21 protein-coding genes and 1 pseudogene are annotated in these 23140 nt (G+C 71.2%); 16 read left to right on the forward strand and 6 right to left on the reverse strand.

Features of this window, described 5'->3' with window-relative positions:
- The first annotated feature begins 170 nt into the window (after positions 1 to 170).
- Together B207_RS0122685 and B207_RS40775 are read left to right on the forward strand one after the other, a co-directional pair.
- On the forward strand, positions 171 to 1370 hold the full coding sequence (locus tag B207_RS0122685) for a molybdopterin-dependent oxidoreductase (RefSeq protein ID WP_018638897.1): 1200 nt from the start codon (positions 171 to 173) through the stop codon (positions 1368 to 1370).
- Positions 1367 to 2065 carry a hypothetical protein gene (locus B207_RS40775; RefSeq protein ID WP_026311335.1) on the forward strand — a complete coding sequence of 233 codons (699 nt, stop codon included), beginning with the start codon at positions 1367 to 1369 and terminating at the stop codon, positions 2063 to 2065. Before B207_RS0122685 ends, B207_RS40775 begins: the two co-directional genes overlap by 4 nt.
- On the opposite strand, the gene B207_RS0122695 is transcribed toward B207_RS40775, so the two are convergent.
- A complete protein-coding gene (locus B207_RS0122695) occupies positions 1949 to 3118 on the reverse strand; it encodes a sensor histidine kinase (protein WP_018638899.1) in 1170 nt (389 codons plus the stop codon). The two genes, B207_RS40775 and B207_RS0122695, sit on opposite strands and share 117 nt — an antisense overlap.
- Positions 3115 to 3849 (reverse strand): response regulator transcription factor, encoded by a 735-nt coding sequence (locus B207_RS0122700; protein WP_018638900.1) that lies wholly within the window; start codon positions 3847 to 3849, stop codon positions 3115 to 3117. The genes B207_RS0122695 and B207_RS0122700 overlap by 4 nt, the downstream gene beginning before the upstream one ends.
- Positions 3850 to 3991: 142 nt before the next feature.
- Here B207_RS0122700 and B207_RS0122705 point away from each other — a divergent pair, with 142 nt between their 5' ends.
- From B207_RS0122705 to B207_RS0122730, 6 genes are all read left to right on the forward strand, one after another.
- Positions 3992 to 4690 (forward strand): glycosyltransferase family 2 protein, encoded by a 699-nt coding sequence (locus B207_RS0122705; RefSeq protein ID WP_018638901.1) that lies wholly within the window; start codon positions 3992 to 3994, stop codon positions 4688 to 4690.
- 11 nt (positions 4691 to 4701) lie between these two features.
- On the forward strand, positions 4702 to 5457 hold the full coding sequence (locus B207_RS35040) for a TIGR04282 family arsenosugar biosynthesis glycosyltransferase (RefSeq protein WP_018638902.1): 756 nt from the start codon (positions 4702 to 4704) through the stop codon (positions 5455 to 5457).
- Positions 5454 to 6209: a class I SAM-dependent methyltransferase gene (locus B207_RS37170; protein WP_018638903.1), complete on the forward strand. Its 756-nt coding sequence runs from the start codon at positions 5454 to 5456 to the stop codon at positions 6207 to 6209. The genes B207_RS35040 and B207_RS37170 overlap by 4 nt, the downstream gene beginning before the upstream one ends.
- 48 nt (positions 6210 to 6257) lie before the next feature.
- Complete coding sequence (locus B207_RS0122720) at positions 6258 to 7307, forward strand: NAD-dependent epimerase/dehydratase family protein (RefSeq protein ID WP_018638904.1); 1050 nt, start codon at positions 6258 to 6260, stop codon at positions 7305 to 7307.
- 278 nt (positions 7308 to 7585) lie between these two features.
- Positions 7586 to 8074, forward strand: coding sequence for a cupredoxin domain-containing protein (locus tag B207_RS0122725; RefSeq protein WP_018638905.1), 489 nt, complete (start codon positions 7586 to 7588; stop codon positions 8072 to 8074).
- 284 nt (positions 8075 to 8358) lie between these two features.
- Positions 8359 to 9261: a hotdog family protein gene (locus tag B207_RS0122730; protein WP_018638906.1), complete on the forward strand. Its 903-nt coding sequence runs from the start codon at positions 8359 to 8361 to the stop codon at positions 9259 to 9261.
- Positions 9262 to 9329: 68 nt separating this feature from the next.
- Here the strand turns inward: B207_RS0122730 and B207_RS0122735 are convergent, their stop codons facing one another.
- Positions 9330 to 10031 carry a helix-turn-helix transcriptional regulator gene (locus B207_RS0122735; protein ID WP_018638907.1) on the reverse strand — a complete coding sequence of 234 codons (702 nt, stop codon included), beginning with the start codon at positions 10029 to 10031 and terminating at the stop codon, positions 9330 to 9332.
- A gap of 81 nt (positions 10032 to 10112) precedes the next feature.
- On the opposite strand from B207_RS0122735, the gene B207_RS35050 reads away from it, so the two are divergent.
- Positions 10113 to 11060, forward strand: a complete 948-nt coding sequence (locus B207_RS35050) for an alpha/beta fold hydrolase (RefSeq protein ID WP_018638908.1) — start codon at positions 10113 to 10115, stop codon at positions 11058 to 11060.
- Positions 11061 to 11160: 100 nt separating this feature from the next.
- Here B207_RS35050 and B207_RS0122745 read toward each other — a convergent pair whose 3' ends face one another.
- A complete protein-coding gene (locus B207_RS0122745; protein WP_018638909.1) occupies positions 11161 to 11787 on the reverse strand; it encodes a TetR/AcrR family transcriptional regulator in 627 nt (208 codons plus the stop codon).
- A gap of 581 nt (positions 11788 to 12368) precedes the next feature.
- Here B207_RS0122745 and B207_RS0122750 point away from each other — a divergent pair.
- The 5 genes from B207_RS0122750 (at position 12369) to B207_RS0122770 (ending at position 18835) form a co-directional block, all read left to right on the forward strand.
- Positions 12369 to 12893, forward strand: coding sequence for a gamma carbonic anhydrase family protein (locus B207_RS0122750; protein WP_018638910.1), 525 nt, complete (start codon positions 12369 to 12371; stop codon positions 12891 to 12893).
- A complete protein-coding gene (locus tag B207_RS0122755) occupies positions 12890 to 14176 on the forward strand; it encodes a CaiB/BaiF CoA transferase family protein (RefSeq protein WP_018638911.1) in 1287 nt (428 codons plus the stop codon). The genes B207_RS0122750 and B207_RS0122755 overlap by 4 nt, the downstream gene beginning before the upstream one ends.
- A gap of 131 nt (positions 14177 to 14307) precedes the next feature.
- A complete protein-coding gene (locus B207_RS41790) occupies positions 14308 to 14532 on the forward strand; it encodes a hypothetical protein (RefSeq protein WP_230205175.1) in 225 nt (74 codons plus the stop codon).
- Between the two features lie 197 nt (positions 14533 to 14729).
- Entirely contained in the window at positions 14730 to 16298 is a 1569-nt protein-coding gene (locus B207_RS0122765) for an ABC transporter substrate-binding protein (protein ID WP_051102628.1), read from the forward strand.
- 251 nt (positions 16299 to 16549) lie between these two features.
- Positions 16550 to 18835, forward strand: a complete 2286-nt coding sequence (locus tag B207_RS0122770) for an MMPL family transporter (RefSeq protein WP_018638914.1) — start codon at positions 16550 to 16552, stop codon at positions 18833 to 18835.
- Positions 18836 to 18954: 119 nt separating this feature from the next.
- On the opposite strand, the gene B207_RS0122775 is transcribed toward B207_RS0122770, so the two are convergent.
- Positions 18955 to 20391, reverse strand: a complete 1437-nt coding sequence (locus tag B207_RS0122775; RefSeq protein WP_018638915.1) for an alkaline phosphatase PhoX — start codon at positions 20389 to 20391, stop codon at positions 18955 to 18957.
- 676 nt (positions 20392 to 21067) lie between these two features.
- On the opposite strand from B207_RS0122775, the gene B207_RS35055 reads away from it, so the two are divergent.
- Both B207_RS35055 and B207_RS38800 read left to right on the forward strand, forming a co-directional pair.
- Entirely contained in the window at positions 21068 to 21574 is a 507-nt protein-coding gene (locus B207_RS35055) for a hypothetical protein (RefSeq protein WP_154675555.1), read from the forward strand.
- Positions 21575 to 21738: 164 nt separating this feature from the next.
- Positions 21739 to 22091, forward strand: a pseudogene (locus B207_RS38800) (type II toxin-antitoxin system RelE/ParE family toxin).
- Here B207_RS38800 and B207_RS37175 read toward each other — a convergent pair.
- Positions 22072 to 22884 carry a transposase family protein gene (locus B207_RS37175; protein WP_018635919.1) on the reverse strand — a complete coding sequence of 271 codons (813 nt, stop codon included), beginning with the start codon at positions 22882 to 22884 and terminating at the stop codon, positions 22072 to 22074. The pseudogene B207_RS38800 and the gene B207_RS37175 overlap by 20 nt on opposite strands.
- Between the last annotated feature and the right edge of the window lie 256 nt (positions 22885 to 23140).

Raw genomic sequence — 23140 nt, forward strand, 5'->3', positions numbered from 1 at the left:
CGGCTGGTCTGTCGGGTGCCGGCGCGGGCGCCTCGGAGTGCGGACGGATCGCCATGGGGCCCCAGCCTGGCCGCGCCAGCCCGAGATGGCCCGTGCCCGGGCGGACGCTTCCGCGGACCGTAATGAGCCGGGCAGGTCCGGAAAGCCGACGTCCTGCCTACCGTGCGTGCATGAACCTGCTCGACCGCTCCTTTCCGTCGCCCCCTGAGCGGCTGCGGCGGGGCCCGCTGCGCGGTGACGCCTTCACCAGCCGCCTGCACGACCCGCGCGTCGCGTCGCTGCTGGGCCTGTGGCTCGGCGTGGCCTTCCTGACGGCGTTCCTGACCGGGCTGGTGTCGCACTTCATGCAGCACCCGCCGGGCCAGTTCGCCTGGTGGTCCAGGCCGGTGTGGTTCTACCGGCTGACCCAGGGCGTCCACGTCGCGGCGGGGCTGGCCTGCGTGCCGCTGCTGCTGGCGAAGCTGTGGACGGTCTACCCGCGGCTGTGGGAGTGGCCGCCGGTGCGCAACGCCGCCCACGCGCTCGAACGGATCTCGATCGTCCCGCTGATCGCCGGCGCGCTGTTCCAGCTCGCGACCGGGATCGCCAACATCGCCCAGTGGTACCAGTTCCGCTTCTTCTTCACGGTGACCCACTACTGGGTCGCCTGGATCACCATCGGCGCGCTGGTGGTGCACGTCGCCGCCAAACTGGCCGTCGTCCGGGCGAACGTGGGACGTCGCCGCGCCAGCCGGGCGCAGCTGACCGACCGGGTCAGCGAGCCCGAGCCGCCGGGCGAGGGGCTGTCCCGGCGCGGCTTCGGGATCGCGGTCGGCACCGCCGCCGGTGTGATCACGGTGTCGACCGCCGGCCAGTTCGTGCCCGGCGTCGGCGGCACCGTGCTGCTCTCGCCGCGCAGCCCGACTCTAGGGCCGCAGGGAGTACCGGTGAACCGCACCGCGGCCGCCGCCGGCGTCGTGGGGATCGCCCGGGACCCCGGGTACCGGCTCGAGGTCGTCGGCCCGCGCCCGTTCACCCTGACGCTGGCCGAGCTGCACGATCTCGGCCGCGCGACGTCCCGCCTGCCGATCACCTGCGTCGAGGGCTGGTCGGCCGACGCCACCTGGGACGGGGTGCGGCTGCGCGACCTGCTGGACCGGGCCGGCATCCCGGCCGACGCGAGCGTCCGGGCCGAGTCGCTGGAGGCACGCGGCGGCTACCGCACGAGCGAGGTCGCACCGCCGCACGCCCGTGATCACCTGACGCTGCTCGCGACCCGGTTGAACGGGGAGCTCCTCGACATCGAGCACGGTTACCCGGCCCGGCTGATCGCGCCGAACCGGCCGGGCGTCCTGCAGACCAAGTGGGTCCACCGGGTGGTGATGCTGTGAGCAGCGACGTGAGCGGCGACCTGAACGGCGACGTGAGCGGCAGTTCGAGCGGTGGCGGGCTGCGGCCCGGCCAGCCCGGCCAGCCCGGCCAGCCCGGCCAGCCCGGCCAGCCCGGCCGGGCTGGTCAGGTCGTGCGGGTCCTGCTCGTCTGCGCCGGACTCGCGGCGCTCGGCTACGGGCTCGCCGGCCTGTTCACCCACCCGCGACCGGTCAATCTGCCGAACTCGACCCGATGGCTGGCCGGCGGGGTCCTGGTGCACGACCTCGTGCTGGTGCCGGCGACCATGCTGGTCGGGCTCGTCCTCGCCCGGTTCGTCCCGGCGCCGTACCGGGCCGTGGTGCAGGGTGCCCTGATCGTCTCGGCTTCCGTGGCGCTGATGTGTCTTCCGCTGTGGCTCGGCTACGGGGGCACACCGGGAAACCCGACCACGAACCCGCTGCCCTACCGGCGCAACCTCGCCCTCGTGCTCGGGGTCGTGTGGGCCGCCGCCCTTGCGATCATGTTTCTTCGCGCGGTGCGGCAGGGCCGGGTGCGCGGCGACCAGGCCCGCGGCGCCCAGGCCCGCGGCCGCCGGATCTCAGGCGGCGAGGGGAAGCTCGACGACGAACCGGCAGCCACCGTCGATGTTGTGGACGGTCACGCCGCCACCGTGCGCCTCGACGATGCCGCGCACGATCGCCAGCCCGAGACCTGACTGGCTTCCCTCGACGGCCGGAGCCGTGGGCGGGGTGTGATCGTGCGCCCTGCCCACGGTGGGGGTGCGGGCCGGCTCGCCGCGGAACCCGGTCTCGAAGAGCCGGTCGAGGTCCGCGTCGGGGATGCCGCCGCAGGTGTCCGCGACCGACACCACCGCGCGTGCCGCCGACACGTTCGCCGTCACCGCGACCGTCCCGTCGCTGGGGGTGTGCCGGATCGCGTTGACCAGCAGATTGCTCAGCACACGGCCGACCTCGGCGACGTCGATGTCGACCTTGGTGGTGTCGTCGGCCTCGCCCCGCAGGAGCACCCCCTTCGCCCGGGCCAGCGGGTCCGCGGCGGCGACCGCGTCCGACACGACATCGCTGAGCGCCACCGTCTCCAGCGTGAGCTCCAGCGAGCCGGCGTGCAGCCGCGACAGCTCGAACAGGTCGTCGACGAGGCTGGAGAGCCGCTCCGAGCTGCGCACCATCGCCCGGTGGTAGCGGGCGACGGTGGCGGCGTCGCTGACGACCCCGTCGTCGAGTGCCTCGGCGGTCGCGCGGATGCCGGCGATCGGCGTCCGCAGGTCGTGGCTGACCCACGCGACCAGCTCGCGGCGGCTCGCCTCCAGCGCCCGCTCCCGTTCCCGCGCGGCGGCGAGCCGCCGGTGCGACTCGTCCAGCGCCCGGGCGATCGCCGCCAGCTCGGCGGTCGGCGGCGGCCGGCGGACGGGCTCGTAGCCGGGCTCGCCCAGATGCCCCGCGGCCACCGTCAGCGCGGTGGACGCCCGCGCCAGCGGACGGCCGAGCCACAGCGTCGTCGCCGTGGCGGCCACGGCGGACACGGCCAGCACCACGAGCACCACGTCGAGATCGTGGTCGGAGAGGAACATCGCCTGGGCCGTGCCGGCGACGCCGGCCGCCATCGCGGCGACCCCGGCGAGAACGAGCACCGCTCCCCAGACGCGGATCGGTGCGCGCCGCAGCCAGCGCAGCGCCGGCGCGACGAGCAGCGGCGCGACCAGTGAGCAGGCCAGCGCGATCCCGACGATGTGCAGCAGGTCCGTCACGACCGCTCCCCGCCCGCGCCGACGTCACCCGGACCGACGTCGCCCGCGCTGGCTCCGGCCTCGAACCGGTACCCGATGCCCCAGACCGTCAGCAGCAGCGCCGGACTGGTCGGATCCGCCTCGACCTTCTCCCGCAGCCGGCGGATGTGGACGGTCACGGTCGAGGCGTCGCCGTAGGTCCAGCCCCACACCCGCTCCAGCAGTGTCACCCGGGAGAACGCCTCACCCGGGTGCGCCATCAGGAAGGCGAGCAGGTCGAACTCCCGTACCGTCAGCGCCAGGGGCTCGTCACCGCGGGTCGCCACCCGGGCGGCGACGTCCACGACGAGGGAACCGGCCCGCAGCACGCCGCGCCCGGCCGGTGGCGGCGCCAGCGTGCGGCGCAGCACCGACTGGACCCGCAGCACCAGCTCGCGCGGGGAGAACGGCTTGGTGACGTAGTCGTCGGCGCCCGTCTCCAACCCGGCGACCCGGTCGGCCTCCTCACCGAGCGCCGTCAGCATCACGATCGGCACCGCGCTTCGTTCCCGCAGCCGGCGACAGACCTGCCGCCCGTCCAGGCCGGGCAGCATCAGGTCGAGCACGACGAGGTCGGGCTGGCACTCGGCGGCGAGCGCCAGGGCCGCGTGGCCGTCGCCGGCCCGCTCCACCTCGAAGCCGGCGTGGGAGAGGTAACGGCCGACGACGTCCGCGACGGTCGGGTCGTCCTCGACGAGCAACACCCGGGCCATCCGCCAACGTTAGACGTCCCGGGAGCCCCCGCCGAGGGCTGTCCACGTGTCCGTTCGTGCTTTGTAAGAAGCAGGCCGCGCCGGCGAGGACGTTCCCGTTCTGTAAGAACTGTCAGCACGTTCCGTCACTAGCCTGCCGACCATGCTCACTGAACGTCAGTCGCCGCCGGGCGCCGGCGCCGTCCACCAGGTGGATGTCGTGCTGCCGTGTCTGGACGAGGCCGCCGCCCTGCCCTGGGTCCTGGAGCGGATCCCGGCCGGCTACCACGCGATCGTCGCCGACAACGGCTCCACCGACGGCTCCGCCGCCCTGGCCCGCCGGCTGGGCGCCCACGTCGTCGAGGTGCCGATGCGTGGCTACGGGGCGGCCGTGCACGCCGGTCTGCTCGCCGCCCGCGCCCCCGTGGTCTGCGTCTGCGACGCCGACGCCTCGCTCGACCCGACGGAACTGCCGCGCCTCGTCGGCCCGGTCGCCGCCGGCGCGGCCGACCTCGTCGTCGGCCGGCGCCGGACCACACAGCGGGGCGCGTGGCCGCTGCACGCCCGCACCGGCAACGCGATCGTCGCCCGCCAGCTCCGCCGGCGCTGCGGGGCACCCGTTCGCGACATCGGCCCGATGCGCGTCGCCCGGCGCGAGGCCCTGCTCGCCCTCGGCGTGGCCGACCGCCGGTTCGGCTACCCGCTGGAGCTGCTCGCCCGGGCCGCCGCGGCCGACTGGCGCATCGCCGAGGTCGACGTCCCGTACCTGCCCCGCCGGGGCCGGTCGAAGGTCACCGGGACAGCCCTCGGCACCGCCCGCGCCGTGCGGGACATGTCGGCGGTGCTGCGGAGCATTCCGTGAGGCAACATGCCGTGAGCAAACGTTCGGTGACGCTGATCGTCATCGCCAAGGAGCCGCGACCAGGCCGGGTGAAGACCCGCCTGACGCCCCCCTACCGGCCGGAACAGGCGTCGGCGCTGGCCGCGGCCGCGCTCGCCGACACCCTGGACGCCGTGGCGGCGACCTGTGCGAGCTGCCACCCCGAGCTACCGGTGCGTCCCCTGGTGGTTCTCGACGGGACACCCGGCGACTGGCTGCCGGCCCACCTGCCGGTCGTCGCCCAGGCCGGCGGCCCGTTCGACGAACGGCTCGCCGCCGCGTTCGACACCGTCCGCGGCGAACCGGCCCTGCTGATCGGGATGGACACCCCGCAGGTACGTGCCCACACCCTGGCCGCGGCCTGCCGCACGCTGCTCCGCACGGACGCGGTCCTCGGCCCGGCGCTCGACGGCGGCTGGTGGGCACTCGGCCTGCGTGCGGCCGACGGCAACCTCGTCCGGGGAGTCGCGACATCCCGGACGGACACCGGCGCCGTGCAGCGTGCCCGGCTCGGCGCCGCCGGCCTGCGTGTGGTGGATCTTCCCGTGCTGCGGGACGTCGACACCGCCCCCGACGTGGAGCTGGTCGCGAACCTGGCACCGGACGGGCGGTTCGCCGCCCTGACCCGCTCCCTCCGGAACCCCGGCCTCCAGACCACCGGCCTCCAGACCACCGGCCTCCAGACCACCGGTCTTCAGACCACCGGCCGTCAGGCCGACCACGAGACACGTCTGACCCACTCAGGATGAGGGCCGACAACACCGCCGTCGCCCGCTCCGGAGCCGCGGGCGCGGTCGCGGGCGTGGGCGTGGGCGGGGGCGTGGGCGTGGGCGGGGGCGTGGCGTCACCGGGTGCCGTCTACGACGCCGCGCTGCGCGCACCGGGCAGCCCGCTCCTCGCCCGGCAGCACGGGCAGTGGAGGGCACTGCGCGTCGACCGGTGGCTGGGCCCGGCCTCGACCGCCGACGAGTCGGTGCTCTCCCGATGCCACGGCCCCGCCCTCGACGTCGGCTGCGGGCCGGGACGTCTCGTCGCCGCCCTCGCCGCCCGTGGCATCCCTGTCCTCGGCATCGACGTCGCTCCCTTCGCCGTCCTCCTGACCCGGCGGTCAGGCGCCTCGGCGCTGTGCCGCGACGTCTTCGGCCCGCTGCCCGGGGCCGGCCGGTGGCGCGAGGCACTGCTCGTCGACGGCAACATCGGGATCGGCGGCGACCCCGGCCGGCTGCTGAACCGGATCGCCCTGCTGCTGGCCCCGGACGGCACCGTGCTGGTCGAACTCGACCCGCCAGGCGCACCGACCGGCCCCTACTGGACCCGGCTGGCGGCCGCGGGCCTCGTCAGCGCCCCGCTGCGCTGGGCCGGAGTGGGCGTCGACGGGATCGCCGGACTCGCCGCCGCCAGCGGTTTCGACGTCGCGGAGACCTGGCGGGCCACCGGGCGGCACTTCGCCCGCCTCGTCCGCGCCGGCGATGCGGCCCGCTCTGATTTCCTCGGCTCGTAAGGACCCGCGGGGGCCCGCGGCGCCACGTCGGCACCTAGCGTCGCCAGCGTGCACATCCTCGTCACCGGCGGCGCCGGTTTCATCGGGTCCCATCTCGTCGAGGCGCTGGTGGCGGCGGGGGAGCGGGTCCGGGTCCTCGACGCGCTGGACCCCGCCGTCCACCGGACCCGCCCGACCCCGGAGAACCTGCCGGCCGAGCTTGTCGTCGGCGACGTCCGCGACGCGGGCGACGTCGAGTCCGCGCTCGATGGGGTGGACGCCGTGTGCCATCTCGCCGCGAAGGTCGGCCACGGCGTCGACCTCGACGACCTGCCCGCCTACACCAGCCACAACGATCTCGGCACGGCCGTCCTGCTCGCCGCGATGGCACGCCGCGGCGTGCGCCGGCTGGTGCTGGCGAGCTCGATGGTCGTCTACGGCGAGGGCGCGTACCGGTGCGCGGCCGACGGCCCGGTCAGGCCCAATCCCCGCGCCGAGGGCGACCTGCGGTCCGGACGGTTCGAACCCGCCTGCCCCGGCTGCGGACGTCCGCTGGAACCGACCCTGGTACACGAGGACGCGCCGCTCGACCCGCGCAGCGTCTACGCCGCCAGCAAGGTCGCGCAGGAACACCTCGCCGCCGTCTGGGCGGCTGCCTGCGGTGGATCGGTGGCCGCGTTGCGCTACCACAACGTCTACGGCCCGCGGATGCCGCGGAACACCCCCTACGCCGGCGTCGCGTCGATCTTCCGCAGCGCCCTGGAACGGGGTGAGCCCCCGCAGGTCTTCGAGGACGGCGCCCAGCTCCGCGACTTCGTCCACGTCCGGGACGTCGCGCGGGCCACCGCCCTGGCGCTGTCCCCCCGGGCCGCCGAGCCCGGGCGGCTGAGGGCCCTCAACATCGGCAGCGGCCAGCCGCGCACCATCGGCGACATGGCGTGGGCGCTCGCCCGCGCGTACGGCGGTCCGGACCCGGTGATCACAGGCCGTTACCGCGCGGCGGACGTCCGCCATGTGACCGCCTCGTCCGCCCGCGCCCGCGACATCCTCGGCTATCAGGCCGCGGTCGCCTTCGCCGAAGGCCTGACGGAGTTCGCCCGGGCCCCGCTGCGGGTGTGACCCGGCCGCCGTCACCACGTGGACGAGCTCTGAGCGGACGGTGACGAAGATCGACGCGATCGACGTCGTGGGTGACCCTGTTATCTGATCGCGAGCTCGTCGGACGTCGCCTGAGCGACCGGTCGCCGGAGTGACAGAGCGCACGCGAAGCGGGATGAGGGCAGCAGCATGGTCCCCAGCCGATCCGCTCGTTGTTCCGTGCCACGGAACTGCAACAGGCGGATGACGATGTGTGAGGAGCTGCTGTGAACCTCAGAGACATGACCCGAGGACGCCGAGTGGGAACGACGGGGGCACCCCTTCGCGTCGCCGTCGCCGGCGCCGCGTTGGCATTGGCGCTGGGCGCCTGCTCAGGATCCGACGACACGGACACCGCCGCCGGGGTCACGCCGGACGCGTCCGCTCCGGTGGCCGCGACGGCGGACGGTGCGGGCCACTCGTCGTCCTACGGATCGCACCCGTCCACCACGACTCCGGCGGTGGCTGCCACCGGAGCTCCGGCGGGCGGTGCGCAGAGCGCGACGACCGTGACCATCGAGAACTTCGCGTTCAGCCCGCAGACCGCGACGTTCAAGGTCGGGCAGACTGTCACCGTCGTCAACAACGACAGTGCTCCGCACACCTGGACCTCGGCGGACGGTGGCTTCGACACCGGCCGGCTCGAGCAGGGCCAGAGTGCCACGGTCACCTTCGGCAAGGCCGGAACCTTCACGGTGATCTGCGAGATCCACCCGTCGATGACCGGGACGGTGACGGTCACGGCCTGACGTGATGCGGGCCTCGTGCCGCTTCGTACCGGGTGGTCTGCCCGCGGCGTTTCGATCGGTGTTGCCGACAGACCCGGCCGGAGATGGTGCCCTCGGTTTCGAGGCCAGGGCCGCGCCGGGCACGGCGCCCGGGTAACGTCGAACCGGCCGCCACCAGCCAGCCCGGTCGTGGGCGCCGCTGATCGTGTGGCTTCGGAACGTGATTCGAGACCGCCGAAGGCGCCGTTGCCGCGCCCGCGTGGGCTCTGCTACGACGAGCCAGCGGCTCAGATCTGGAGTGCTCCATGCCGTCCGAGACGGATCCGTCGGGCACAGCGCCGCGCCGCTCCTTCGTCGCGGACGCGGCTCTCACCGAGCTTCTGGTCTCCGACCGGCGCTGTCTGATGGTGGCTCCGCTGACCGACGCCGTGCGTTCCCCGGAGGGCTCCGTCTCGGCGGGCATGATCCTCACCATCTTCGACGTCGGCGCCTCACACCCCGCAATGATCGCCTCCCAGCCCGGCTGGACTGCTACCCAGGACATCTCGCTGCACGGCGCGGGTCCGATCACCGAAGGCCCGATCGTGATCGACAACCAGCTCGTCCGGGTGGGGAAGAAGGTCGTCATCGCGTCCGCCGCCGTCTACGACGGGCACGGGGTGGACGACATCGAAAAGCTCCAGCAGCTGATCGACCAGGCAGGGCCGTCGGAGGGCCCCGCCGGCCTGGCTCGGGCTGGTGCCGGGCTGATTGCCTTTGCCCGCCTTCCCCGGGGGGCGGCGCCCGGCATGGACGACTACGACCCGGCCAGGTACATCGGGCAGGTCCGGCGCACCGGGGGCGCCGGCCTGGGCCCGGCGGTCGAGGGCTCTCTCTACGAGCGGGTGGGGCTGCGTCTGGTCGAGCCCCGCACCGGCCAGTTCGAGCTCGACCGAACACCGTACGTGACGAACAGCATCGGCACGATTCTCGGCGGGGCCCAGGCCATCATGGTCGAAGCCGCTGCCGAGGCCATGCGCCCCGGCATGGTGGCGGCAGACCTGCAGATCCACTTCCTGTCCCAGGTGCGGACGGGGCCGGCACGCAGCGTCGGCACGGTGCTGCGCGACGCCGGAGACCACTCGGTGGTGACGGTGCGGGTCACCGACGCGGGCCACGGCGACCAGATCCTCGCCCTCGCCACCGTCACCCTCCGCAGAGGGCAGTAGGCAGTAGGCAGAGGGCCGGTAGGCAGTAGAACGGTAGAAGGTAGGACGCAGGCGACTGCCCGTCGTGATCAGTCGACGTGGACGGGCCGGGCGTCCGCCGGCGGCTCGCCGAAGGTTTCCACCATGTCGCGCGGCGCGACCTGCTCCCTGGTCAGAGTCGCGCCGCGAACCCGGTCGAGCCGGAACCACCGCCCGGCGCGGCGGGTACGGCACCAGGCCAGCAGATACCAGTGCCCGCCGGTGGCCGCGAACACCACAGGCTCGACGGCCCGGCGCGTGCTCGTCCGTCCCTCCCGGTCGACGTAGTCGAGGACGACGACCACCCGCCGGCGCAGGGCCTCGTCGAGGGTGCGCGCCAGGGCCGGGCGGACATCAGCGATCTGGCGCCTCATCCAGAGCCGCGAACCGAGGTCGCGAGCCCGCCTCCGCTCGGTGACCGGCATCGCCGCCAGCACCTTCGCCAGCGCACTGCGGCCGTCCGGGGCGAACGGCAGGGCCGGGACAGCCGCCAGTGCCAACGCGATCGCCGTCGCCTCGGCGGCGGTGATGTTGAGGGGCGGCATGGTCGCGCCCCCATCAAGCACATACCCTCCGCCCGGCCCGGACTGCGCCCAGATCGGGACGCCGCCGTCCTGTAGTGCCGTGACGTCCCGTTTGATGGTCCGTTCGGACACCTCGAATCGCTGGGCGAGCTGCCGGCCCGTCCGGCCGGCCGGGCCAGCGGCCCGCAGCTGCTCGACGATGGCGTAGAGCCGATCCGTCCGGTTCATGTAGCTCCCGGCCAAGTGTCAGAGAACTTCCTCGGAGTCGGTGACACAACGGTGTCACCGACTCGCCTCGACGCTAGTCCCATGACGAAATCAGCGACGAACCCGACCGCAACGACGGCGGCGGCCCCGACCGTGATGACGACGGCGGTCCCGACCGTGATGACGACCTCGGCCACCGGGGCCACCTCGACGCTGACGGCGCCCGACGGTCGTACGGTCGCCTTCGACGTGCGGGGTCCGGCCGACGGCCCGATCGTCCTGTTCAGCGCCGCCGCCCCTGGCTCACGTCTGTTCGACCCGGACCCGCGGGCAACCGCCCAGGCCGGGGTCCGGCTGGTGACCCTGGACCGCCCGGGCTACGGCCTGTCCGATCCGATGCCAGACGGCCGGCCCTGTTCGGTCGCCGACGCCGCCGATGACGCCGCTCGCGTCCTCGACGCCCTCGGGGCGAGTGAAGCCGGTCTGGCCGGCTGGTCCGCGGGCGGCCGGGTGGTACTCGCCCTGGCGGCTCGCCGGCCCGAACTGGCCCGCGCGGTCGCGGTGATCGCGACACCCGCGCCGGACGAGGACGTGCCCTGGATACCCGAGGAACAGCGCGCCATGATCAGCGACCTGCGCAGGGACCCGGCCAGCGCACCGGCTGCGCTGGCGCGGGTCTTCGCCTCGCTGCCACCCGCGGAGTACGCGACGGGCTTCGTCTCCGGCGGGCCGGGCGACGAGGCGTTGCTGGCCGCCCGCCCGCGGCTGCGCGCGGACCTGGTCGACATGCTGGCCGAGTCGTTCCGCCAGGGAGCGGCCGGTATTGCCAGCGACATCTGCTCCTACACAGTGCTTCCGTGGGGCTTCGACCCGCGGTCGGTCGGCGCGCGAACCCGGCTGGTGTACGGGCAGGCCGACCAGACCGTCGGACCGGAGCACGCCACCTGGTGGGCGGACCAGCTGCCGGCGGCAACCGTCGAGGTGGTGCCCGGCGCCGGCCATCTTGTCGTGAGTCAGCTCTGGGGCGACCTGCTGAACCAGCTTCGCTAGGGGTGGCTCCGGTGGTCACGCTTCACGGCTGCGCAAGCCACATGAGCGGCGTGTTGGCCAAGCTCGGCGCACGTGACCGCACCCGGGCGGTCATCATCGCCTACGAGTCCGGCTTCGTGGAGGCAGGAAAGCACTGAAGATCCCGTGCGCTCGCCTGGGCACAGACCGCGACGACGTCGTCGAAGCACTCCAGGAGGGACGGCCGTTTCTCGGTGAGGTAGACCTGAGCGGCCGTGGCGAACCAGCCGAGGGCCATCTTTGTGAGGGCGCGGATCTCGAGCGTCGGGACGGCATCGCCACATCTGCTCTCCAGGACGGTGGCGAGACTCGTCTCGAACGCCCGAGTTCCCGTCGAGAACTGCTCCGCGGCGAGCTGTGGCTCCGTCGCCACCACGGCCTGGATCTGCTCGACCAGCCGTTGTTCGTAACCCTGCTCGGCGAGATCCCGCAGCAGGAGGTGCAGACTCGTCAGTGGCGGTTCACCGGCCGGCCTTTCGCGCAGGCGCCGGGTCGCGGCTTCGCGCCGCACGACGAGGTGATCGAAGAGAACGGCCTCCTTCGTAGGGAAATGATGGAAGACGGTGCGGCGGCCGACGCGTGCTGCTGATGCGATCTGGTCGATCGTCGTCTCCGTATATCCCTGCGTCTGGAACAGGCGGAGGGCCTCGTCGGCGATGCGTACGCGCTTCGCGTTCGGATCGCGCTCGCGGATCGGTGTTTCCGGCACGCATCGAGATTGTAGCCACCTGGCCCGGCGGGCGAGTCCGGTCGTCGGGCAGCCGAGACTCGCCGCGCTCAGGTGCCGTGGTGCGTGCCGGTGCCCCCGACCTTGACCGCCCCCCGTTGTTGCACTAGTGTCATAGTCGGAGAGTTTGCAGGTGGCAGGCCTGAAGTGCGGCCTCGCGGCCCGGGCCGCGGCTCGGGCGGAAGACGCCGCACCTTCCCCGCGGCGACACGGACCGCGGCACGGTACGCAGACACGTGGAGCCAGCATGCGTCCAGACGGACGGGGCGACCCCGCCTTACCCCGGGGTCGCCCCCGCTATCAGATTCATGGAGTGCCGCGCGTGAAATGGCGCGAGTCGGGCGGAGAGCCCGGGCCCTGACGCGCCGGGCGCATGTTCTCGGGCTGCTCTTTCCCGTGCCGCCCATTTTCTCGTCCTGGCTCCGGTTGTGCCGGTTTCTGGCTGCTCTTCGTCGGGCGCCGGCGGTGGGGAGCACGGGAAGGCGCCGCTGTGCACTTTTTCGGTGATGTCTCACGTCCCCGGCCCAAGATTCTTGAACCTCGGCCCCGACAGAGGAGATGCAATGATCGTCGTACCTTTCAACGGAAAGATTCCCCGGGTTGCGGCGTCCGCCCTGGTGGCCGACAACGTCACCCTGATCGGTGACGTCGAGATCGGTGAGGAGTGCTCGATCTGGCCCGGTGTGGTCATCCGGTCGGACACCACCCCGATCAGGATCGGCAACAACGTCCACATCGAGGAGAACTCGGTGCTGCACACCAGTACGCACATCGAGGACAACGTGATGATCGGCCACAACTGCACGATCGAGGCCTTCGTCGGCCACGACTGCATGATCGGGAACACGGCGGCGCTGATGCCGCTGTCGCGGGTCGGTGCCCACTGCGCCGTCGCGGCCGGATCCGTCCTGCTGGAGCAGGCGGAGATTCCCGAGTACTGCTTCGCCGTCGGCGCTCCCGCGAAGGTCCACTCGAAGATCGATCCGGACAACCCCAAGCACGCGATGCGGCTTGCCTCCACCTACCTGCCCACCATGCGCAAGATGGCCGACGAGTACCGCCGCCAGGGCATCTGGAGCCGGGCATGAGCGAGCCGGGCATGAGCGAGCCGGGCGCGAACCAGCCGGACAGCAGCGGGCCCGGCGGGCCGCTGGCAGGCATCCGCGTCATCGACTGGACGATCTGGCAGCACGGCCCGGTGGCCGGTGCCATGCTCGGCGACCTCGGCGCCGACGTCATCAAGATCGAGGAGCGGCTCGGCGGTGACTCGGGCCGGGCCCAGTTCGCCTTTCCCGACACTGGTACCTCTCCGTACTTCGAGGTCAACAACCGCAACAAGCGCAGCATCGCCGTCGACCTGAAACGGCCCGAGGGCGTGGCGCTGGTACGGCAGCTGGTCGCCCGCTCCGACGTGTTCATCCAGAACTTCCGGCCCACCGTCGCGGAGAAGCTGGGACTCGACTACGAGACGCTGCGTGCCGACAACCCGATGCTCGTCTACGGCGCTGGCAGCGCCTACGGGCCCAACGGCCCCGAACGCACCGCCCGCGCCTACGACCTGCTCGGCCAGGCCCGCTCCGGTCTGATGCTCAAGCCCGGCAGTGAGGAGGTCAGCATCGCCGACAGCGGCCTCGCCGACCAGATGGGCGCCATCATGCTCGCCTACGGCGTGCTCGCCGCCCTCCTCGCGCGGGAGCGCCACGGGGTGGGCCAGCGGGTCGACACATCCCTGTTCGGCAGCATGCTCGCCCTGCGCGGCCTCGCGCTCGCCCTGGAACTCATGACCCAGGACGGACGTGTCGCCACCTCGACGTTCCGTAAACACCTGGGCGACGAGCCCCCGTCGCGGGAGAACCCGGGCAACCCGCTGTGGAACTACTACCGCTGCGCGGACGGCAATCTGATCGCCATGGCCATGGTCCAGTCCGACCCGCACTGGGCCAACCTCCTCCACGCACTCGGCAACCCAGAACCGCTCGCCGGCGACCCGCGGTTCGCCAGCCACCTCAGCCGCTGCCAGAACGCCCGTGCCTGCGTCGCGATTCTCGACAAGATCTTCGCGGCCGAATCCCGGGGCACCTGGCTGCGCCGGCTGCTCGCCTCCGGCGACATGCCGATCACCGCGGTGAACACCACCGCCGACATCGCGAACGACCCTCAGGCGATCGCGAACAACTACATCACCTGGTTCGACCATCCCGCGATGGGCAGAACCCGGGTCCCGGGGTTCCCGGTCGCGCTCTCCGAGACGCCGGCCCGCATCCAACGCCAGGCGCCCGAGTTCGGCGAGCACACCGAGGAAATCCTGATCAACGTGCTCGGCCTGACCTGGGACGACATCTCCCGCCTGCGCGAACAGGAAATCCTGTAGTGGCCGGGCCTGGCCGGGCCGGGCCGGCGACGGAGTTCAGGCCGGGTACCCGCCTGCACAGCGCCACCTGCACGACCGAGGTCATCATTACCCAGGGCGGCAAAGGCGTCCTCACCTGCGGCGGGAAACCCATGACCGCACGGGGAAGTCAGGTCACGGACGCCCGGCCGGACGGGCCAGACCTGGAGTGCGGATCGGGCCGGCCGGAAGAGGCCCAGACCCTTCTCGGCAAGAGGTACCGGGCACCGGGCGGCACCTTTGAGGCCCTCTGCGTCCGGCAGGGCGCCGGAGCGCTGGAACTGGACGGCGTTCCTCTGGAACTGGTCAAGCCCAGAATCCTCCCGGCGTCGGACTGACGGCAACCCTGCTGGGGCCGCCTCGTTGCCACCGGCCGGATTTTCGACGGATCACCCATTCCTGGCTGCCCATCCGGCGGAGCGACCCTGACGCCGCCATCCACCCGGTCCGTGCCCCGTGCCCCGTGCCCCGTTTTCCGTTTTCCGTGCCTGCCGGATCCGTCCCCGATTATCTTTTCCGACGTCGACAGAGGTTCATGGTGATTCACAAGACACGATTACTCGTCACTGCCGCCGTGTGCTGCGCGACGCTCGTCCTGGGCGCCTGCGGTGGAGGAGGAGACAGCGACCCCGGTCCGTCCTCGGGTGCCTCCGGCGAACCGGTTGTCGGTGGCCAGGGACGGATACTCACCCTCAGCGATCCGCGGAGCCTGGATCCGGCGGCTCTCGGCAATGCCTACGCAACCACCGGCGTCGTCGGCAATGCGCTGTACGGGACGCTGATGACCGACTCGGCCGGTGAGATCCGGTACTCCATGGCCGAGTCGTTCAGGACCACCGACGCCGGGGCGACGTTCGAGCTGAGGCTGCGACCCGGTCTGGTGTTCTCCGACGGGAGCCCCCTGGACGCCGAGGCCGTGAAGTTCAACTGGGACAGGCTCAAGGACCCGGCCACCGCCGCCATCTCCCGCTCGGAGGCATCAATGATCGCCTCTGCGGAGGTGGTCGACGACACCACTCTGAAGATCGCCATGGCCACTCCGGTGCCGAAGTACGCCCAGGCCGTCCTCACCTCGTCCATGAACTGGATCGCCTCGCCGCCAGCCCTGGAGAAGGGGCCGCAGGCCTTCGACGCGAACCCGATCGGCGCCGGGCCCTTCACCCTGCGGAGCTGGACCCGCCAGGCCGCCATGGAACTGGTCAGGAACCCCCGCTACTGGGACGCGCCCAAGCCCTACCTCGACCGCCTCACTCTCCGCGCGGCCCTCGACAGCAGCCAGCGCCTGAACACAGTGCTCACGGGGGGCGCGGACGTCGCCATCGAGTCAAACTGGATCAATATCGACAAGGCCGAGCAGTCCGGCCTGCCGACGAATGTCATTCCGTCCGGAGGCGGCATCTTCCTGGCACTGAACACCCGCCGGGCACCGTTCGGCGACGTCCGCGCCCGCCAGGCCATCGCTGCGGCGATCGATATGGACGCCCTGAACCAGGCCGTCTACAACGGCACCGGCCAGCCCGTCGGCACACTGTTCAGCAAGGCCTCGCCCTACCACTCGGACCGGCCTCTGGCGACGACGGACCGCGCACGGGCGCAGCGGCTCCTCGACGAGATAGCCGCCGACGGAAAGCCGCTGTCCTTCGTCTTCTCGAGTGTGCCGACGACAGACGGCAAGGCGATCGCGGAGAACATCCAGGCCCAGCTCAGCGGCTTCACCAACGTCACCGTCAGGATCAGGACAATCGAGGTCACGGAGCTGGCCGCGTTGCGCACCACCCACGACTTCGATGTGCTCATCTCGTCCGCCTTCTTCCAGGACCCCGAACCGCGGCTGTGGACGACCTTTCACGGGAGCTCGGCGGCGAACCTGTCCGGCCTCGACGACCCGGCACTCAACGAAAGCCTCGTGACCGCCCGCGCCGCGGCTTCGGACGAAGAACGCAAAGCCGCCTACGACACACTGCAGGAAAGGCTGGCCGAGCTGACCCCGGTGGTCTTCCTCGCTCAGGCGGCACCCAGCGCCGTCTCGACCAGAAACGTCGGCGGACTCGTGCAGTACGGCCTCGGCTCACTGCAGCCCGAGGAACTCTGGGTCCAGAACTGAACTGGATCCAGAACTGAACGATCAGATCGAGGGCGCGGGTGGCCCGGACCTCGGCACCTGGTGCGACCAGAGGTCGTGGTTCCGGGGCGCCGGCAGGCCTGCCACCTCGACCCAACCAGACACCTTGTTTCTGCGGTGCGGGGTGGGTGCTGATTGAGACAGGGCGCGGTGCGGCTCGCGCGATACGTCGCAGGTAACTGTCGCAGTGGCGATCCATTGACATACGGAAAACACCCAATATTTTGTCTAGAATGACCGAAAAGTCCCATCCGGCAGCCGGCGGGGCCAGAGCTCTCGCGACGGTGTGCGGGCGTTACCGCTGGGCAGTCCTCGCGCTGTGGCTCGTCGGAGTCGTCGGCATCGCCCTCTGCGCACGTGCGGAGGGCCCCCGGACCAGCGCCGACGTCGCGGTCCCGGGCTCGGACTCCGCGCGGGCGCTGGAGCTGGCCGGCGAGACGGTTCCCGGCGGCCAGCTGAACGACACCGCCTCGGTGGTGCTGCACAGCCGCCGGGGCACGCTGGAGGACACCCCGATCCGTGACCAGGTCACCGCGATGACGGCCGAGCTGACCGCACTGCCCAACATCGTGATCGTGGCTGATCCGTTCAACCAGGTCGGCCCCCTCGTCCTCGGCACCCAGCCACTCAGCGCCGACCACCGGACGGGGATCACCTCCGTCGTCCTGAAAAGCTCGGCGCTCGAACCGGACCGCGATGCGGCCCGGCGGATCATCGACATCGCCCGTGCCTACGACGGGCCCGACCTGCAGGTGGAGGTCGCCGGCCCCGGGGCGACCGCGCTGAACGCCACGACGGTCTCGCCGGGGCCGCTGCTCATCGCGGCGCTCGGCGCCGTACTGTTCCTCGGCATCACGCTGCGCTCCCGGTTCGCCGTCGCACTGTGCGCGGCCGCGGTGGGCGCCGGCACGATCAGCGCGGTCGGGGTCACCGTGCTGCTTTCCCACGTGCTGACGATGACACCCCTGGCGCTGCTGCTCGCAGGCCTCATCGCGGCCGGGACCAGCCTCGGCGGCGCGGTCGTCGTCGTCCACCGCGCGCAGGAGAGCCTGCGCACCGGCGCCCGTCCGGTCGACGCGGCCAGCGAGGCCATCGGGCGGTCCGGCGCGGCAGTCGCGGTCGGCAGTCTCGCCGTCGCGGTGGCCATGGCGGTGGTCGTGAAGCTGGATCTGAGCTCCTTCGACGCCATCGCCGTGGGTGCCGCCGCCGCCGGTGCCGTGACCGTCCTCATCATGCTCACGCTGCTGCCGGCGCTGCTGGCCGTCGGCGGGCCGCACCTGCTCGGCTGGGTCGAACGACACCACCTGGAGACGACCGGAACCGGACTGCGTCAGCGTCCGGGGATGCGCGCGTGGTGGGCACGCTGGACGGGACGCCGGCCGGCCCACGCCGCCATCCTCGGCACCCTGGTCCTCGCCGTCTTCGCGGGCCTGGCCCTTCCGATCGACCTCGGCGGTGCCGACGACGGCGTCGATCCGACGTCGATGAGCACCCGCCGGGCCTACGATCTGCTCAGCGCCGAGTTCTTCCCCGGTCTCAACGGGCCGATGCTCGCCCTCCTGGACCGCCGTGACTCCCAGGTCACCGCCGCCGAAGTCGTCGCCGTCCTCGCGAAGACACCGGGCGTCGAGACGGCGGCGCTGGGCGCCGAGAACCCGGAGCGGGGCCTCGCCATGATCCGTATCCTGCCGGCGGCCGCCCCCCGCTCTCCCGAGGCCGTGGACCTGCTGCACAGGCTGCGCGACCAGGTCATCCCCACGCTGGTCGGCGACACGACGGCGCGGGTCCACATCGGCGGCGCCACCGCGATCTCGACCGACATCGCCGCCGACTTCCAGGGCGCGACGACGAAACTGCTCGCCGTGGTGCTGGCCGTGTTCGCCCTGTTCGGCTTCCTGCTGCTGGGCTCGGCGCTGCCCGCCGCGGCGCTCGCGGCCACCGCCGTGCTGTCCGCGCTCGCGGCGGCAGGACAGATCGCGTTGCTGTTCCAGACCGATGCGTTCGCCCGCTCCATCGGGCTGACGAGCGGGCCGGTCGAACCGTCGTTCCTGGCCCTCATCCTGATCGCGGTGATCAGCCTGTCTCCCGGGCTCAACCTGAACCTGCTGGTCGGGCTCAGCGAACACCGTGACCCGCCGGCCCTGACCACCCGGCGCGCGCGGCGGGTCGACAAGGGCCCGATCGCCACCGGCCACGCCGAGATCGGCCACGTCGTGCTCACCATGAACCTGGTGATGCTGTTCGTCTTCGCCGCGGTCGCCGCCCAGCCGTCACGCCTCATGAAGGTGATCGGGGTCGGGCTGGCGACCGGTGTCACCCTGGACGCCTTCGTGCTCCGTGCCACGGTGCTGCCCGCGCTGCTCCACCTGCTGCGACGGCGTGGCCGCCGGCCCGGAGCCGTCCGCCTCGCCTCCGCGGCACCGACCGCGGCGCCCGCAGCACCCACGACGGCGACCACGACGGCGACCACGGAAGCCCGCGGTCTGAGGGCCGCTCCGCCGGCGGGAATCCCGCGCTGACGAAACAGGGCCCGGACCTGGGTGGACCGGGCCCCGCCTCGTTTCACCGTGGGCGTCCTACCTGCGCGAGGTGCGTCCAGCGGCGCCGGCCGGCGGGACCGGCCGGCGGGTGGCCGGCGTCAGAGGACGCCGTTGCGCCACGGGCCGGTGATCGCGAACGTGATGCCGGGACTCTGCAGGTTCACGAACAGGAAGTCGCGGCCGTAACCGGACCCGAAGCAGGCGCCGGCCCACTCCGAGCCGGTGTAGTTGCCGGTGATGCCGTTCACCGGGCTGCCGGTCGGGATCGTGACGTTGTTCGCGGCGAACTGGAAGATCTCACCCTTCGGCGAGAGGCCGTGCAGGTACTCGACGCCATCGCCGTCCTCGCACAGCACGAGGCCGCCGCGCGGGCTCACCGTGATGTTGTCGGGGTAGTTGAGGACGTCCCCGCTCGGCGACTCGAAGACGCAGGTGAGGGTCATCCTGCGGGGGTCGTAGGCGTAGATCTGGCCCTGGCCGGCGGCGCCACCGCTGGTGCAGCTCATGTAGACGAGGCCGTTACCGAACCAGAGGCCCTCCGGCCGGGCGAACTCGGCACCACCGAGGGCCAGGCCCTGCTGCACCACGCCGTTGCCGGCATCGGGGTCGGGGTTGGCGATCGGCACCCACTCGACGGGCAGGACGGTCCCGGTGCCCACCGCGCCGCGCAGGTTTTTACGGGGCTCACCCTTGACTGCGAGCATCTCCAGCCGGCCGCCCGCGGAGAGCCGGCGGCGGCTCTTCGGGGTGAAGCGGTAGAAGCCACCGGGGGCGGCGTCCTCGGTCAGGTAGACGTAGCCCCCGTTGTCGATGGCCGTCGCCTCGTGGCTGAACCGGCCCATCTCGATGATCGGCCTGGCGTCGCTGACTCCGTCGGCGGGGACCTCGAAGACGTAGCCGTGCCGCTTGTCACCGTTGATCACGGTGGTCTCTTCGCAGCTCAGCCAGGAGCCCCAGGGCGTCGGGCCGCCGGCGCAGTTGCGGATCGTGCCGGCGAGGCTCGGGCGGGTCTCGATGTACTCGCCCATGTCGTTGTCCCAGCCGCTGTCCCTGGCGTCCGAGCGGCTGTCGCGGCCCCAGCGGCCCCTGTCCCGGCGACCCCGCTTGCCGTCCGGGTCGAACACGACGGTCGTGGTGCCGCCGGCCGAGGTCGGGTCGTAGGTCGGGATCCCGCCGTTGCCGATGGGCGTGCCGTTGGAGCGCTCGTGGTTGCGGACCAGGTGGATCCGGCCGCGGACGTTGAACGCGGCCATTCCGTCATGCACGGCCGGCGTCGGTGAGCCGTCTGTCATCGGGTCGCCCGTCCAGCCGAAGCTCATGTACTCGAAGCCCCTGGGGAGCCTGAGCAGTTCAAGGCCCGTGGTGCGGTCGACGACCGGGGAGAGCGGGCCGTAGCCGGAGCCTCTCCACGATCCGGCCTCGGCCATACGGGTTGACAGAGCGCCGAACGGCCCGATCAGAGCAGCACCCCCCAGTACAGCCGCTCCCTTCAGCACACCCCGGCGTCCCAGGTTCGACTGCACAGCGTCTTCCATCAACCGACTCCTTCAACGTTTCCTGGTCCTACGGTTTCGAAAACGTAGGAGGGCTGGCTGAACAGGCCGTGAACAGCCTCTGATCGGCGGTTGTACCTTCGAAGGGGCGCAGGACAAGGGCGTCCCTCGGTGTGGTGCGGCGGGGTTTTGAAGTGATTTTGTCAATCAGCAATCAGTGATGGCAGATGTTGTTCTCCGGGAATTCATTGAAAGTTGGTGTCCAGGTGGCTGGACCGGCGTTCGGCCGGCTTGGCCGGTCGATTCTGCCGGCGTGCGGTTCCACCGGCTCGTAGGTGAAGGTCAACGGCCCGGTGGACCTACCTGCCCCGGGCCGTTGACCCAGCACGACCAGGTCATCGATGCCCTCGCCAGTACTCGCCATGGCCAGGCGGCCGACCGCCGGTTCGCTCCCGCCAGGCATGGCCACTCCAGCCGTCCTCACCCACGAGGCAATGATTAGGTACGGCTGTGTTCGATGCCCTCCACGACCGCGGGTGCGGGTGCGGGTGCTTCCAGAGCCGCCGCGGCAGCCGCCGCGGCGAACCTTCTGCTCCGTGGCACGAACGTCTGCCGGCGTCCGCCGGTGCAGGTCACGGGCTCGGGGATGTCCGCGGCTGTCCACTGGTGATCGTCCCGCCCGCCGTACAGGTGCCGTACAGGTGCCGTACAGACCGCCTTGGCGGTGCTCGCGGAGCGTCACATGGATCGATCAAGCGGAACTGGGATTGAGGGTATGCCGTCGCCGAACTGGTTTGAGCGTTACAGCGAGGGACGTCGGGCCGAGGTGTGGCGCGAGTTGCGGCAACTCGGCGTGGGTATCCGTGACAGCGGCTTCGCGGCGGAGGCCCAGTTGGTGTGCGACGAGATGGCGGGCCGGGCGCGCAGGAACGTTGACGTCATCGTCGAGCGGCTGTCCGATGCGGGTTACCGCTTTCACACCAACGACGACGCCCAGGAACCGGTCGTTCCTCATGTGCCGCCGACCGCGGACGCTCCGATGCTGGCTGCCTGGCTGGAGGAACAGTTCGGCGCAGTGCCGATGACGCTGCTGTCCTGGCTGCGGATCGTCGGTGACGTGTGGCTCGTCGGAACCCATCCGGAGTGGCTGACCACGGCGTCGGCAGACCCGCTGGTGATCGAGATCGAGGGCTCGCGCTACTCCGACTCGCCGCGGATCTACTGATCCTCTGAGCCCTTGACGGCGCTGGCCACGTTGCTCCCGTCTGCTGGCCTGGCGCGTTCTGTCCACGAGCGTCTGCCGGTGTCCGGCCTCGTCCGCAGCCTTGGCTGTCAGCGGTCCTCGGCGATCCAGCGGGCTGCGAGTATAGCGTGGGCTATACTCGCGTGGTGGAAGGGCGGCAGCGGGAGGTCTACCTCGTCGATGAGGTCCGTGACTGGATCGACGGCTTGGACGTGGCCACGCATGCCCGGGTCGTGCAGGCAATAGATCTTCTTGCGGAGGCTGGTCCGGGTCTGGGGAGGCCGCTCGTCGACACGATCAGCGGCTCGTCGTTGCCGAACCTGAAGGAACTCAGGCCGGGACGGTGCGGATTCTGTTCTGCTTCGACCCGTGGCGTTCGAGCGTCCTGCTTGTTGCCGGGGACAAGGCAGGGCAGTGGAACGCCTGGTACGCCGAAGCGATCCCGCTTGCGGAGCAGCGCTACAAGACCTACCTGGAAGTTATTCAGAAACTCTCTTGATCCTCTCGAAGCTCAGTATTCGTTCGGATTGCTGTTCGTTGATTTTCTGGAGGCCGACGGCAGCCTGGACGTCGGCATCGATGCGACCGAGTTCGCTGCGGTGGCGGGTGGTGAGGATCCGCCAGTTCTTCGTGTGGGCGACTCCCCATTCGGCGGCGACCCGGACGGACGCGAACGCGGTGTTGAGCTGCTTCTGCCAGCCGGGCAGGGGTGTTCCGGGCTTCTTTTTCAGCGGGGTGTGGAGGGTGGGTTCGCCTTCGTAGCCGAGGTCGGTCAGGCAGCCACCGGAACGGTGTACCACCCGTGTCCAGCCGGCTTCACGGAAGCAGTGCACATCATGCCAGCTTCCCGGGAAGGCACGGCTGGCTCCGAGGAGCCGCCCGTGCAGGTCGACGGCGAGTTGGACGTTGACGCCGTGGCGGCGGTGCTTGCCGGACAGAAGATCGTCGCGATGGTGCCAGGCGAACGTCGGGATCAGAGTCCCGTCGATCAGGCAGACCAGGCCCTTGACCTGCCGGGACAGGGCCTCGGTGGTGGTGCCGAGAGCGTCGGAGAGGAAGGTGACCATGATCTGGTGGTAGGTCCAGGCGGTACTGATCCCGATCCCGAAGTCCTCCGCGAGTTCCTGGTAGGTGGCGTTGCGCCGCAGCCGGCACAGGGCCAGCCGCAGAGCACCGACCAGATCGAGACCGCGGGGACGGCCCTGGGCACGATGCCAGTCGGGGAAGTGTCTCTCGGCCATCGCGACGACGACGTCGGCGGCTTTCAGGCTCAGCCCGGGAAGTCGATACACTGGGAGCACCCTCTTCGTGGTCGATGTGTTTTCTTTGGTAAGACTCACATGCCACGAAGGGGGCCTCTCATGCCGGTACCGGGCGCGAGCTCCAGAAATCCTGGACGGAACGCGTAAGGATTTCCGGTTCGTTGCCGCCAGGGGGTTTCTGTCCGGGTTGCCCGTTTCCTGTTCCGGCGGAATTTTGGGCAGGGTCTGATCGAACCAGCTGATTATCGCATGCGAAACCGACTATTCCGAGTTTCGGAAAAACTCC

This window comes from Parafrankia elaeagni, from assembly GCF_000374165.1.
Lineage (GTDB): Bacteria > Actinomycetota > Actinomycetes > Frankiales > Frankiaceae > Parafrankia > Parafrankia elaeagni.

Bases quoted from the DNA above. Each gene is read 5' to 3' on its own strand.
- B207_RS0122685 (WP_018638897.1), top strand. From the start codon at position 171: ATGAACCTGCTCGACCGCTCCTTTCCGTCGCCCCCTGAGCGGCTGCGG.
- B207_RS0122700 (WP_018638900.1), bottom strand. From the start codon at position 3,849: ATGGCCCGGGTGTTGCTCGTCGAGGACGACCCGACCGTCGCGGACGTC.
- B207_RS0122705 (WP_018638901.1), top strand. From the start codon at position 3,992: ATGCTCACTGAACGTCAGTCGCCGCCGGGCGCCGGCGCCGTCCACCAG.
- B207_RS37170 (WP_018638903.1), top strand. From the start codon at position 5,454: ATGAGGGCCGACAACACCGCCGTCGCCCGCTCCGGAGCCGCGGGCGCG.
- B207_RS0122730 (WP_018638906.1), top strand. From the start codon at position 8,359: ATGCCGTCCGAGACGGATCCGTCGGGCACAGCGCCGCGCCGCTCCTTC.
- B207_RS0122735 (WP_018638907.1), bottom strand. From the start codon at position 10,031: ATGAACCGGACGGATCGGCTCTACGCCATCGTCGAGCAGCTGCGGGCC.
- B207_RS35050 (WP_018638908.1), top strand. From the start codon at position 10,113: ATGACGAAATCAGCGACGAACCCGACCGCAACGACGGCGGCGGCCCCG.
- B207_RS0122750 (WP_018638910.1), top strand. From the start codon at position 12,369: ATGATCGTCGTACCTTTCAACGGAAAGATTCCCCGGGTTGCGGCGTCC.
- B207_RS0122755 (WP_018638911.1), top strand. From the start codon at position 12,890: ATGAGCGAGCCGGGCATGAGCGAGCCGGGCGCGAACCAGCCGGACAGC.
- B207_RS41790 (WP_230205175.1), top strand. From the start codon at position 14,308: ATGACCGCACGGGGAAGTCAGGTCACGGACGCCCGGCCGGACGGGCCA.
- B207_RS0122765 (WP_051102628.1), top strand. From the start codon at position 14,730: ATGGTGATTCACAAGACACGATTACTCGTCACTGCCGCCGTGTGCTGC.
- B207_RS0122770 (WP_018638914.1), top strand. From the start codon at position 16,550: ATGACCGAAAAGTCCCATCCGGCAGCCGGCGGGGCCAGAGCTCTCGCG.
- B207_RS0122775 (WP_018638915.1), bottom strand. From the start codon at position 20,391: ATGGAAGACGCTGTGCAGTCGAACCTGGGACGCCGGGGTGTGCTGAAG.